Genomic DNA, 12,316 nt, shown 5'->3' with positions numbered 1-12,316 from the left:
CAAGCAGATGCGGACCGGTCACCGGCGCGTTTTTTGCTGAATTTCGACAATCAACCATCTCAAGAAGAGAGATCAGTTATCAAAACAACTACCCAAAGTACCGGCCAGGGCGCCGGGCTGCTTGCCGAATTTGAAGGCACTGTTTCGGGCCACCGTGATGGCCACGGCTTCGTGCAACGCGACGACGGCGAGGCCGATATCTACCTGCCGCCCAATGAAATGCGTGCCGTGTTGCACAAGGACCGTGTCAAGGCGCGCATCGTGCGGCACGACCGCAAGAACCGTCCCGAAGGACGGGTCACCGAAATCATCGAGCGTTCATCCAACCCCATCATTGGCCGTCTGCTGCAGGAAAGCGGTGTCTGGCTGGTGGCGCCGGAAGACAAGCGTTATGGTCAGGATGTGCTGATCCCCAAGGGGGCCACGGGTACTGCCAAAACCGGCCAGATTGTGGTGGTGCAACTGACCGAGCCGCCAGCGCTGTTCGGCCAGCCGGTGGGGCGCGTCAAGGAAGTGCTCGGCGAGATCGACGATCCCGGCATGGAGATTGAAATCGCCGTGCGCAAATATGGTGTGCCGCATGAGTTCAGTGATGCAGCGTTGGCCCTCGCGCGCGCCCTGCCCGATGGGGTGCGGGCGGCGGATAAAAAAGGCCGCGTGGACCTGACCGACGTTCCGCTGGTGACCATCGACGGCGAAGACGCCCGGGATTTCGACGACGCAGTTTATTGCGAGCCGACCAAGGTGGGGCGCGGCAAAGGATGGCGCCTGCTGGTCGCGATTGCTGATGTCAGTCACTATGTCGAGACGGGCAGCGCGATCGACGTCGATGCCTACGACCGTGCGACCAGTGTTTATTTCCCTCGCCGCGTGATTCCCATGCTGCCGGAAAAACTGTCCAACGGCCTGTGTTCGCTCAACCCGAATGTCGAGCGCCTGTGCATGGTCTGCGACATGCTGGTCAACGCCAAGGGTGAGGTTCACGCCTACCAGTTTTACCCGGCCGTTATGTTCAGCCACGCGCGTTTCACCTACACCGAAGTCGCTGCCATCCTCGGCAACACGCGCGGGCCCGAGGCGACGCAGCGCAAGGTCCTGGTGCCGCACCTACTGGACCTGCACGACGTCTACCAGGCATTGCTCAAGGAGCGCAGCGTTCGTGGTGCGGTGGATTTTGAAACCACCGAAACCCAGATCGTCTGCGACGACGCCGGCCGGATTGAAAAAATCGTGCCGCGCACACGCAACGTTGCGCACCGGCTGATCGAGGAATCCATGCTGGCGGCCAATGTGTGTTCAGCCGACTACATCTCGCAGAGCAAACATGTGGGCCTGTTCCGGGTGCACGAAGGGCCGACACCCGAGAAAAAAGACATGCTGCGCAACTACCTCAAGGCCATCGGCCTGGGCATGACCATCAGCGACGACCCGAGCCCCGGCGAATTCCAGCAAATTGCCGTGGCGACCAAGGACCGTGCCGATGCGCAGCAAATCCATTCCATGCTGCTGCGCTCCATGCAGCAGGCGATTTACACGCCGATGAACAACGGCCACTTCGGCCTAGCCTACGAGGCCTACACCCACTTCACCAGCCCGATCCGGCGCTACCCCGACCTGCTGGTGCACCGCGTCATCAAGGCCATCCTGAACCAGACGACTTACCAGTTGCCGACCCTGCCGACGCCGGGGGAGGCCGAGGCCAAGTTGTCCAAGCGGCTGGCATCGCGTGTCAGCGACCCAACGCAAAAGCCGAAAAAATTCAGTGTGGACCAGCTGGCGTGGCTGGCCGCCGGCCTGCATTGCAGCGCGAATGAGCGGCGCGCCGACGAGGCCAGCCGCGACGTCGAAGCCTGGCTCAAGTGCAAATACATGCGCGAACACCTGGGCGAGGAGTTCGGCGGTGTGGTCACCTCGGCTGCCGGCTTTGGCATCTTCGTGACACTGGACGCCATGTATGTCGAAGGCCTGGTGCACATCACTGAACTGGGTGGCGAGTACTTCAAGTTCGACGAGGCGCGCCAGGAGTTGCGTGGCGAACGCACCGGCATCCGTTATGCCATCGGCACACGGGTGCGGGTGCAGGTCAGCCGCGTGGACCTGGACGGCCGCAAGATCGACTTCCGCCTGGTTCGCGAGGGCGAGGAGTTGCTGACGCGGGCCATGAAGGACAAGACTGGCGGGCGCGCCGGCGACCTGCCCGAGCAGGAGCGCGGATCGGCCCGTGGCGCCGGTGAGCGTGGCGACAAACGTGCGGAAAAACGCGGCGACAAGCGAAGCGGGCAAGGCGCCAGTGGACGTGGCAGCAGCGCCGGAGGCAGCCGCACGGCGGCCTCCCCGATCCAGTCGCTGAAAGCGGCGGTCAAGAAGTCTGCCGGCAGCGCCAGCCGCAAATCCGGCAGCAAGAAACCCAGGCGCTGAGCAGCATGCTGATCCGGATCCTGGCGTTTCTGCTTGAAACACTGTTTTTTGTGCTGATCGGTGCGGCCCTGCTGCGCGCCTGGATGAACTACCTGCGCATCAACATGCGCGCTCAGCCGGGGATCTTCGTGATGGCGGTCAGCGACTGGATCGTCAAGCCCCTGCGCCGCGTGCTGCCCACCGCAGTGGCGCAATCACGTGTGGACTGGGCCAGCGTGCTGGCAGCCTTTGTGCTGGCGCTGCTGTATGTTTTGCTCAGTGTGCTGCTGATCGGCATGTTGTCCGGCGCCATGCAGGTTGTCAGCCCCATGTTGCTGCCGGCCTTGCTGCTGGGCGCGCTGAAGATGCTGCTGCGCGTGGCCCTGCAGGTGGCTTTTATCGCCGTGCTGGCGTTTGCGATCACTTCCTGGGTGCAGCCCGGCTCGCCGATATATGGCCTGCTGGGACGCCTGACCGAGCCCCTGCTGGCGCCGCTGCGCCGGGTGATCCCGCAAATCGGCGGGGTCGACCTGTCAGCGCTGGTGCTGCTGCTCTTGCTGCAGATCGGCCTGATGGTTCTGGGCTAACTCCGAGGCGGTCAGTGCCTGCCCCGGCGGCCAGTTGTCCGCGAACTGGCCATGCTGGAATACCGCGCCGCAGGCAGCTTCAAAAGCCGGCAGCCCGGCGGCCAGTGCCGCGCCCAACATGCCTGCCAACACATCGCCGGTGCCGGCCGTGGCCAAGCGCGCATTGCCGGTAGGGTTGATCACCGGAATGGCGGCTGGCGCGGCAATCACCGTGCCGGAACCCTTGAGTACCACCACACACTGAAATTGCGTGGCGAGCCGCTTTGCCGCTTCCGGGCGGTTCGACTGCACGTCGGTCGTGCAGCTGCCGAGCAGGCGCGCGGCCTCCAGCGGATGCGGACTCAGAATGGTGCGCCAGCCTCTCGCAGCCCGGGCGCGCAGCAGGGCTTGCAGGGACGTGTCACCGGCCACGGCGTTGAGCCCATCGGCGTCGAGCACCAGGGCTGGCGCCTTCGACAAAATTTTTGGCAGTACTGCGGCGACGGCATTGCCGCCGCCACAACCGCAAACGATTGTCTGGTGGGCCAAGTCCAGAGCCCCGGGGTTGCGAAACATCAGTTCGGGCTGCCGCGGGTCCAGGGTCAGGCTCGGGCTGCCCAGCAAGGCAACAAACACCCGCCCGGCACCGGCATGCAGGGCCGCACGGCCGGCCAGCAGCGCGGCGCCGGCCATGTGGGTGCTGCCCTTCGACTCGCCGCCAATGACGGCCACGTCGCCGAACGTGCCCTTGTGGCTGCTGTGGCGGACCTCGGCGCGCCCGCCGGCACTGCAGCAGTCCTGCCCTGCCAGCCAGGCGTCGGGTGTGTTCTCTGCGGGAACCGTGACGCCCAGGTCGTCCCACCAGACTTGCCCGGCGAGGTCTCTTCCGGATGCGGTGAACAGACCCGGCTTCAGGGTCAAAAAACTCAAACAAAAACGGGCTCCAGCCCTTGCTGGACGGGCGCAAGTAGCTATCGATTCAGGAGCAAAATCAGTTCCCGTATCGGCATCAAGTCCGCTCGGAATGTCCAGTGCCAGCACCGGCTGACTGGTGTTGCGCAACCATTGCAGCCATTGCGCGATCAGGGCGGCGCCGGCGTCTGAGGCGTCACTTCCTGGTCTGGCGCCTATGCCCAGCAGCGCGTCGATGGCGAAGTCGACGCCGGGCGGCGGGGCGTCGGCAAAGCGGACACCGGCGGAGCGGGCCCGCTGCAGCGCGGCCATCGCGTCGGCGGGAAGCTTGCCCTCGCGTTCGCCCGCTTCACCCAGCCAGGTCACCGTGACTGTTTTGCCCCACTGGTGCAGATGGCAGGCGGCTTCGAGGCCGTCGCCGCCGTTGTTGCCCGGCCCGCAGGCGATCCAGATCTGCTGGGCATGCGGCGCCAGTGCCCGCGCCAGGCGCGCCGTCGCCAACCCGGCGCGCTGCATCAGCGTGTGCGGTGGCAGGGCCGCCGCCGCTTGCTGCTCCAGCCGGCGCGTGGCCGCCACACCATGCAGGGGAAGCGTCTGGGCGTGTGAGAGCTTGTGCATGGCCTGATTGTGCGGCTGTCAGCGCGTCAGCCGACCCACATCAAGCCCGTCCATGTCAATGGCTGGCGCGTGGCCGGCTACCAGGTCGGCCACAGCTCGCGCGCTGCCACAACTCAGGGCCCAGCCGCTGGAGCCGTGGCCCAGGTTGAGCCACAGGCCGGGCAGGCCGCTGGCGCCGATGATGGGCGGGCCGTCCGGCAGCATGGGACGGGCGCCTTTCCACTCTTGCACGCTGGCGCCCGTGTTGGAGGTTTGTGCAGCGCCCGGAAACCAGTCCTGCAGCACCTTGTACAGCGTTTGCACCGAGGCCGCCCGCTTTTTGTCCGGGTTGCCGCCAAGCTCGGCGCTGCCGGCCACGCGCACGCGGTTGCCCAATCGCGAAATGGCGACTTTGTAGCGTTCGTCCATCAGTGCGCTGCGTGGTGCGTTGAGGGGCTCGCGAATTGAGGCGCTGATCGAATAGCCATAGACCGCCGCCAGCGGAATCTTCAGGCCAAGCGGCCCGAGCAGCCTCGCCGACGCCAGGCCGGCACACAGCACCACCGCGTCGAAGCTGCGCGGCGCACTTTCGCCTGCTATCAAAAAAGTAGCTGGATGCGACCGTTCCATATGGGCTACGGCCTTGTTGAACTCAAAATTCACGCCGAGGCGCTGGGCTTCGGTTTTGAGCAGCAGAGCGAACTGCCGGCAGTTGGCGACCTCGTCATCCGGCAGATGAATCGCGCCCAGAAAAGCCGTGTCCGGATTCAGCGCCGGCTCGATCTTGCGGGCTTCGTCGCTACCGACCTGGCGGAAAGCCACCCCGGCGTCGCGCAACACCTGCAGGCCGAGCTCCACCATGCGGGCATCGCCCTCGGCGCGCAGCAGCACCAGATAGCCCGGACTGCGGTCGTATTCGAGCTGCCGGTCGGCCGTGATCTGGTGCAGCCGTTCCCGGCTGTAGAACGCCAGGCGCTGCAGCCGGGCGCGGTTGGACAGGTAGGTTTCAAGCCGGCAGGCGCGCCACCATTTCCACATCCAGGCCAGCTCGCTGCCGGACAGCGGCAGGCCCAGGGTGACAGGCGCATGGCGGCTGAACAGATGCCCCAGCACCTTGCGCGGCATGCCCGGGCTGGCCCAGGGCGTCACGTAGCCGGGTGCGACCACGCCAGCGTTGGCAAAACTGCCTTCTTCGGCGGCTGCGCCGCGGCGCTCGAAAACCGTGACCTCGTGGCCGTCACGGGCCAGTTCCCAGGCGGTGGTGATGCCGATGATGCCGGCGCCTATGACGGCGACCTTCATGGCTTGGCCCGGTATGAACCGGGGTGAATCAGGACAATTTTGGGAAAACGCATGTGTTTATGGGTCAAATTGGCATCCGGCCCTTGCTGGACGGATGCAGGCAGCTATCATTTTTACAGTGTGTTTGGGAAGGATACGCGATGCAATGATCAGTGGCGCAGAGCGGTGGATGATTGACGCCGCCGGGCACAGATGGCAGGGATGTTATACTCAGCAGGCTGTGCAAAAGGCAATCCCGCCGTCGCGCAGCAAATCGCAAATCAGCCATTCAAGGTGTTGCCCGCACGACTCTATTACAAGAGCTCTCCGGGTGATAAGCGCTGATTTTAGACACAACCTTTGGAGTATCTCTATGTCAACAAGCATGCGTGAAATGCTGGAAGCCGGCGTCCATTTCGGTCACCAAACCCGCTTCTGGAACCCGAAGATGGCCCCGTATATCTTCGGCCATCGCAACCGTATTCACATCATCAACCTCGAAAAATCGCTGCCGATGTTCGAGGAAGCGATGAAGTTCGCCAAGCAGCTGTCCGCCAACCGCGGCACCATCCTGATGGTCGGCACCAAGCGCCAGGCCCGCGAGCTGGTCTCCGCCGAAGCCAAACGCGCCGGCGTGCCTTTTGTCGACCAGCGCTGGCTGGGCGGCATGCTGACCAACTTCAAGACGGTCAAGACCTCGATCAAGCGTCTCAAGGAAATGAAGGCCCAGCAGGAAGTCGGCCTCGATTCCCTGAGCAAAAAAGAGCAGCTGACCTTCAAGCGCGAAATGGAAAAGCTGGAAAAAGACATCGGCGGCATCCAGGACATGAATGCCCTGCCTGACGCGATTTTCGTGATCGACGTGGGCTTCCACAAGATCGCCATCCTCGAAGCCAAGAAGCTGGGCATCCCGCTGATCGGCGTGGTTGACTCCAACCACTCACCCATCGGCATCGATTACGTGATCCCCGGCAACGACGACTCGTCCAAGGCCGTGGCCCTGTACGCACGCGGCATTGCCGACGCCATCATCGAAGGCCGCGCCAGCGCCGGCAATGAAGTCGTCAAGATGGTGTCCGCCGAAAGCACCGACGAATTCGTCGAAGTGGAAAACGCCGCTGCCTGATAGCCGCGGCCCTGCGCCTGACGCGAAAAAGGGGCTCGCGTAGCCCCTTTTTCACAGCCTTTGTCCAAAGGCACGTATTTATTTGAAGTCAACACGACACACGGAGAACCCAAGATGGCAATCACAGCAAGCATGGTCGCAGAACTGCGCGCAAAAACCGACGCCCCGATGATGGAGTGCAAGAAGGCACTGACCGAGGCCGAAGGCAACTTCGAAAAAGCTGAAGAAATCCTGCGCGTCAAGCTCGGCAACAAGGCTGGCAAGGCCGCGTCCCGCATCACCGCTGAAGGCGTGATCGCCTACCACAGCGAAGGCGGCATTGGCGCGCTGGTCGAGATCAACTGCGAAACCGACTTTGTCACCAAGAACGACAGCTTCCTGGCCTTCACCGACGCGGTGGCCAAGGGCATCGTCAAGAACAACCCCGCCGATGTTGCCGCCATCGGCGCCATGCCTTTGAGCCTGGACGGTTTCGGCCCGACGGTTGAAGACGTGCGCAAGGGCCTGATCGGCAAGATCGGCGAGAACATGTCGGTGCGCCGTTTCCAGCGTTTCGAAAGTGGCAAGCTCGCGTCTTACCTGCACGGCACACGCATTGGCGTGGTGGTCGAGTTTGACGGCGACGAAACCGCCGCCAAGGATGTGGCCATGCATGTGGCTGCGATGAAGCCGGTGTCGCTGTCCAGCGACCAGGTGCCGGCCGAACTGGTAGCGCGTGAGCGTTCCGTGGCTGCCGCCAAGGCCGCCGAAGACGCTGCCGTGGCCACGGCCGCCGGCAAGCCGGTGCAGTCGCCCGAAATTGTTGCCAAGCGTATCGAAGGCGGCGTGCAGAAATACCTGAAGGAAGTCAGCCTGCACAACCAGACCTTCGTGAAGAACGACAAGCAGACCGTCGAGCAGATGCTCAAGGAAAAGGCCACCACCGTGAAGTCCTTCACCTTGTACGTGGTCGGCGAAGGCATCGAGAAGAAAGTGGACGATTTCGCCGCTGAAGTGGCCGCCCAGGTGGCTGCCGCCAAGGGCTGACCAGCCCGAACTGACCCTGAAGGCCGCTAAACTTACGCCCATAAAAACGACAGGAACTTCCCTCATGCCAGCCTACAAGCGAATCTTGTTGAAACTTTCAGGTGAAGCCTTGATGGGGGACGATGCCTTCGGCATCAACCGCGCGACGATTGTGCGCATGGTTGAAGAGATTGCCGAGGTCACACGCCTGGGCGTGGAGGTCGCGGTCGTGATCGGCGGCGGCAATATTTTCCGCGGCGTGGCGGGGGGCTCGGTCGGCATGGACCGCGCCACCGCCGACTACATGGGCATGCTGGCCACCGTGATGAATGCGCTGGCGCTTGGCGACACCATGGATAAGGCCGGCCTCACGCCGCGCGTGATGTCGGCCATTGGTATCGAGCGCGTGGTCGAGCCCTATGTGCGTCCTAAGGCCCTGCAGTACCTCGAAGAGGGCAAGGTGGTGATTTTTGCGGCCGGCACCGGCAACCCGTTTTTCACGACCGACACCGCCGCCGCCCTGCGCGGCGCGGAGATCGGCGCCGAGATCGTGCTCAAGGCCACCAAGGTTGACGGCGTCTACACCGCCGACCCGAAGAAGGACCCGTCAGCGACGCGTTACACCAACATCACTTTCGATGAAGCCATCGGCAAGAACCTTGAAGTGATGGATGCCACGGCCTTTGCACTGTGCCGCGACCAGAAGCTGCCGATCAAGATTTTCAGCATCTTCAAACACGGCGCGCTCAAGCGTGTGGTGCTGGGTGAAGATGAAGGCACCCTGGTTCACGTCTGAGCGGTCGCGGTCGCCGCGCGCCTCGCGCAACTTTTGCAAAAACAAGATCGATCCGGAGATTCCATCATGAGCATTGTTGATATCAAGAGCAGCACCGAACAGAAAATGCAGCAGTCGCTGGAGTCCTTCAAGCAGGCGCTGACCAAAATCCGCACCGGCCGCGCCAACCCCGGCCTGCTCGATACCGTGCAGGTGGACTACTACGGTTCCATGGTGCCAATCAGCCAGGTGGCCAATGTCTCGTTGCTCGATGCACGCACCATCAGCGTGTCGCCATGGGAAAAAGGCATGGGTGCCAAAATCGAAAAAGCCATTCGCGATTCCGACCTCGGCCTGAATCCCGCTACCCAGGGCGACCTGATCCGCGTGCCCATGCCGGCCATGACCGAAGAGCGCCGCAAGGAACTGACCAAGGTGGTGCGCGGCGAGGGCGAACACGCCAAGGTCGCAATCCGCAACCTGCGCCGTGATGCCAATGACGGCGTGAAGAAACTGGTCAAGGAAAAGCTGGCGTCGGAAGACGATGAGCGCCGCGCGCATGACGACGTGCAAAAGTCCACCGACCGTTTCATTGCGGATGTCGACAAGCTGGTCGCCGCCAAGGAACAAGACATCATGGCGGTCTGACTTTGCCCCCACGTTCGCTCGCTTCGCGTAGCTCTCTGCCCCCCTGGGGGGCGGCTGCGCCTGCGGGCCGGCGAAGCCGGACCCGCGGCCCCTGCTTGACAAGCCAGCCCGTCCCAAGCACGCGTACTTCGCGCTATTTTTGACTGCCGATATGGCCCAAACAAGCGTTAACGTCGCGATTCCCCACCATGTCGCCATCGTCATGGACGGCAACGGCCGTTGGGCGACCAAACGTTTCCTGCCGCGTGTGGCCGGCCACCAGCAGGGCGTGGGTGCACTGAGTCGTTGCGTCAAGGCCTGCATGGCGCGCGGCATTGCCGTGCTGACCGTGTTTGCCTTTTCATCCGAAAACTGGAATCGACCTGCCGACGAGGTTTCGGGCTTGATGGAACTGCTGGGGTTGTCGCTGGCGCGCGAAGTGCCTTCGCTCAAGGCCAATGGTGTGCAACTGCATTTTGTGGGCGAGCGCCAGCGGCTCTCCGACAAGGTCAGGGCAGGGCTGATGCAGGCCGAGGCGGCGACGGCAGAGAACAAGCAGCTGATTCTCAACGTGTGTTTTAACTACGGCGGACGCTGGGACATTGCCCAAGCAGCCCGCAAGCTCGCTGCCAGCGGCCAGGAGATCACCGAGATGGCGCTGGACCGGGCGCTGGCGCTGGCCCATGTGCCGGACCCGGACCTGGTGATACGTACCGGTGGCGAACTGCGCATCAGCAATTTCCTGCTCTGGCAGGCGGCGTATTCCGAACTGTATTTTTCCGACAAGCTCTGGCCCGATTTCGACGAGGCAGCGCTGGATGAAGCCATCGCCTTTTATGCGAACCGGGAACGCCGCTTCGGCAAGACATCCGGTCAGCTGCTGCCGGGCACTCAAGCCTCTACCGTGAAAGCTGCCTGATGCTCAAACAACGCGTGATTACCGCCTTGGTGCTGCTGGCCATCTTGCTGCCGGCACTTTTTTACACCACGGCGATTCCGTTCGCAGTGCTCGCCGTGGTGCTGATTTCCGCTGCCGCGTGGGAGTGGGCGCGCCTGAACGGTTACGGGACTGTCGCCTCGTTGGGGACCGGCTTGGCCTGTGTGGTCTTGTGTGTGATGTCCTGGTACCTCGGCATGCTGGAGCAGCTTTTGCCGCTGCTGTGGCGTCTGGCAGGGGCGGCTTGGGTACTGGCAGGCGCTTGGCTGCTGCGCGGTGGCGTGGCTGGCTGGCCGCGCATTCCGCGCGTTGTGCGCCTGGTGGTGGGCGTTCTGGCACTCTGGCTGGCCTGGCTGGCGGTTGCGCAGGCACGTTTCATCGGCATTGAATTCCTGCTGTCGCTGCTGTTGCTGGTCTGGGTCGCCGATATCGGCGCCTACTTTGCGGGCAAGGGGCTGGGTGGGCGTTTCAGCAAGGGCAAGCTGGCACCGGCGATCAGCCCGGGCAAGAGCTGGGAGGGCGTTTGGGGCGGCATGGTCGGCGTGCTGGTGCTGTGTATTGCCTGGGTGTCGCTGGACAGCACCGGGAACAGTTTTTATGCGCGCCTCGCTGCTCAATACGGCTTGCCGCTGACCCTGCTGGCCATGATTTTCCTGGCTGCGTTCAGCGTGGTCGGCGACCTGGTCGAATCGTTGGTCAAGCGCAGTGCCGGCGCCAAGGATTCCAGCGGGCTGTTGCCCGGCCATGGTGGTGTTCTGGATCGCGTTGATGCCTTGGTGCCGGTGTTGCCGCTGGCCCTGATGCTTGTGACGGCATGACCCCCACGCTTTTCACTTCGTGTAACACGCTGCCCCCCAAGGGGGCCTTCGCGCCTTGGGGCGGCCCGGCGTCGCTCAATCCGGTATGAAAAAACAACGCGTTACCGTTCTGGGCTCGACCGGCTCGGTCGGCGTCAATACGCTGGACGTGATTGCTGGCCACCCGGACCGTTTCGAGGTATTCGCACTCAGTGCGTCTACCCAGATCGAATTGATGCTGGCGCAATGTCAGCGTTTCCGGCCCAGTTACGCCGTGATGGCAAGCGCACCGCACGCCCATGAGCTGGCTGAAAAGTTGAAGGCAAATGGGCTGTCAACCCGCGTCTTGCTTGGGGAAGATGCGCTCGAAATCATAGCATCTGACGAACGTGTCGACAGCGTGATGGCGGCCATCGTGGGCGCTGCGGGTCTGGGTGCCTGCATGGCGGCAGCCCGGGCCGGAAAACGCCTGCTGCTGGCCAACAAGGAGGCCTTGGTGGTTGGTGGCGAGGTCTTCATGCAGGCTGTGCGCGAGGGCGGCGCCCAGTTGCTGCCCATCGACAGTGAGCATTCCGCGATTTTCCAGTCTCTGCCCGAAGACCCGGCAGCTTGGTCCGAGTGCATTGACAAGATCATCCTGACCGCTTCGGGCGGCCCGTTCCGCACTCGTGCGCCGGCCAGCCTGCGCGATGTCACGCCAGAAGAGGCCTGCGCGCACCCGAACTGGGTCATGGGGCGCAAAATCTCGGTGGATTCCGCCACCATGATGAACAAGGCGCTCGAAGTGATCGAGGCGCGTTATCTGTTCGGGCTGGCGCCAACGCAGATCGAGGTGGTGATCCACCCGCAGAGCATCATTCATTCGATGGTCCAGTACCGCGACACCTCGGTCGTGGCCCAGCTCGGCACGCCCGACATGCGGGTGCCGATTGCCTATGGCCTGGCCTGGCCCGGCCGCATCAGCTCGGGCGCCCAGGCGCTCGACTTCCGGGCGCTGGCCACCATGACTTTCTCGGTGCCGGACGACACCCTGTTTCCGGGCCTGCCGCTGGCCTGGGAAGTGTTGGGGGCGCCTGCAGGCACCACGGCAGTGCTCAACGCAGCCAATGAAGTGGCGGTCGCCGCATTTCTTGAAAAACGGATACGCTTTGACCAGATTCACGCCGTGAACCGCGCAACGCTGGACGCAGTTTCTGCGCCCGCCATTGGCGGCATCGGCGATCTGTTGGCACTGGACGAGCAGTCGCGCGCAGTCGCGACTGGTCTAGCTGCCAAACTGACCACCTGAGCGGAGTA

At 63.3% G+C, this 12,316-nt stretch carries 11 protein-coding genes; 9 read left to right on the top strand and 2 right to left on the bottom strand.

Translation table 11 applies throughout. The features are described 5' to 3' along the window. Positions 1 to 78: 78 nt before the first annotated feature. Positions 79 to 2,418 (top strand): ribonuclease R, encoded by a 2,340-nt coding sequence (rnr, locus tag H0W47_RS00750; protein ID WP_296919534.1) that lies wholly within the window; start codon positions 79 to 81, stop codon positions 2,416 to 2,418. Between the two features lie 5 nt (positions 2,419 to 2,423). Beyond that, on the top strand, positions 2,424 to 2,984 hold the full coding sequence (locus H0W47_RS00745) for a YggT family protein (RefSeq protein WP_296919440.1): 561 nt from the start codon (positions 2,424 to 2,426) through the stop codon (positions 2,982 to 2,984). Here H0W47_RS00745 and H0W47_RS00740 read toward each other — a convergent pair. After that, positions 2,931 to 4,493: an NAD(P)H-hydrate dehydratase gene (locus tag H0W47_RS00740; RefSeq protein WP_296919438.1), complete on the bottom strand. Its 1,563-nt coding sequence runs from the start codon at positions 4,491 to 4,493 to the stop codon at positions 2,931 to 2,933. The two genes, H0W47_RS00745 and H0W47_RS00740, sit on opposite strands and share 54 nt — an antisense overlap. An 18-nt stretch (positions 4,494 to 4,511) precedes the next feature. After that, complete coding sequence (locus H0W47_RS00735) at positions 4,512 to 5,774, bottom strand: D-amino acid dehydrogenase (RefSeq protein WP_296919436.1); 1,263 nt, start codon at positions 5,772 to 5,774, stop codon at positions 4,512 to 4,514. A gap of 352 nt (positions 5,775 to 6,126) precedes the next feature. On the opposite strand from H0W47_RS00735, the gene rpsB reads away from it, so the two are divergent. The 7 genes from rpsB to ispC all read left to right on the top strand — a co-directional run bounded on the left by rpsB (position 6,127) and on the right by ispC (position 12,308). Next, the gene (gene rpsB / locus H0W47_RS00730) at positions 6,127 to 6,879 is read left to right on the top strand and encodes a 30S ribosomal protein S2 (RefSeq protein WP_296919435.1); all 753 of its coding nucleotides are present in this window, start codon (positions 6,127 to 6,129) and stop codon (positions 6,877 to 6,879) included. A gap of 114 nt (positions 6,880 to 6,993) precedes the next feature. Beyond that, on the top strand, positions 6,994 to 7,905 hold the full coding sequence (tsf, locus tag H0W47_RS00725; RefSeq protein WP_296919433.1) for a translation elongation factor Ts: 912 nt from the start codon (positions 6,994 to 6,996) through the stop codon (positions 7,903 to 7,905). 64 nt (positions 7,906 to 7,969) lie between these two features. Next, on the top strand, positions 7,970 to 8,680 hold the full coding sequence (pyrH, locus tag H0W47_RS00720) for a UMP kinase (protein ID WP_296919431.1): 711 nt from the start codon (positions 7,970 to 7,972) through the stop codon (positions 8,678 to 8,680). Between the two features lie 66 nt (positions 8,681 to 8,746). Further along, positions 8,747 to 9,307, top strand: a complete 561-nt coding sequence (gene frr / locus H0W47_RS00715) for a ribosome recycling factor (RefSeq protein ID WP_296919429.1) — start codon at positions 8,747 to 8,749, stop codon at positions 9,305 to 9,307. A 151-nt stretch (positions 9,308 to 9,458) separates the two neighbouring features. Next, positions 9,459 to 10,205 (top strand): polyprenyl diphosphate synthase, encoded by a 747-nt coding sequence (gene uppS / locus H0W47_RS00710; RefSeq protein ID WP_296919427.1) that lies wholly within the window; start codon positions 9,459 to 9,461, stop codon positions 10,203 to 10,205. Beyond that, positions 10,205 to 11,041: a phosphatidate cytidylyltransferase gene (locus tag H0W47_RS00705; protein WP_296919425.1), complete on the top strand. Its 837-nt coding sequence runs from the start codon at positions 10,205 to 10,207 to the stop codon at positions 11,039 to 11,041. Before uppS ends, H0W47_RS00705 begins: the two co-directional genes overlap by 1 nt. Positions 11,042 to 11,126: 85 nt before the next feature. Then, a complete protein-coding gene (gene ispC, locus H0W47_RS00700; protein WP_296919424.1) occupies positions 11,127 to 12,308 on the top strand; it encodes a 1-deoxy-D-xylulose-5-phosphate reductoisomerase in 1,182 nt (393 codons plus the stop codon). Positions 12,309 to 12,316: the final 8 nt, after the last annotated feature.

This window comes from Polaromonas sp. (assembly GCF_013817205.1).
Taxonomy (GTDB): domain Bacteria; phylum Pseudomonadota; class Gammaproteobacteria; order Burkholderiales; family Burkholderiaceae_C; genus Polaromonas.
This window is presented reverse-complemented; position numbering and strand designations above follow the sequence as displayed.

Coding starts and splice junctions, on each gene's coding strand:
- tsf (WP_296919433.1), top strand. CDS start 6,994: ATGGCAATCACAGCAAGCATGGTCGCAGAACTGCGCGCAAAAACCGAC.
- H0W47_RS00735 (WP_296919436.1), bottom strand. CDS start 5,774: ATGAAGGTCGCCGTCATAGGCGCCGGCATCATCGGCATCACCACCGCC.
- rpsB (WP_296919435.1), top strand. CDS start 6,127: ATGTCAACAAGCATGCGTGAAATGCTGGAAGCCGGCGTCCATTTCGGT.
- ispC (WP_296919424.1), top strand. CDS start 11,127: ATGAAAAAACAACGCGTTACCGTTCTGGGCTCGACCGGCTCGGTCGGC.
- H0W47_RS00740 (WP_296919438.1), bottom strand. CDS start 4,493: ATGCACAAGCTCTCACACGCCCAGACGCTTCCCCTGCATGGTGTGGCG.
- uppS (WP_296919427.1), top strand. CDS start 9,459: ATGGCCCAAACAAGCGTTAACGTCGCGATTCCCCACCATGTCGCCATC.
- H0W47_RS00745 (WP_296919440.1), top strand. CDS start 2,424: ATGCTGATCCGGATCCTGGCGTTTCTGCTTGAAACACTGTTTTTTGTG.
- H0W47_RS00705 (WP_296919425.1), top strand. CDS start 10,205: ATGCTCAAACAACGCGTGATTACCGCCTTGGTGCTGCTGGCCATCTTG.
- pyrH (WP_296919431.1), top strand. CDS start 7,970: ATGCCAGCCTACAAGCGAATCTTGTTGAAACTTTCAGGTGAAGCCTTG.
- frr (WP_296919429.1), top strand. CDS start 8,747: ATGAGCATTGTTGATATCAAGAGCAGCACCGAACAGAAAATGCAGCAG.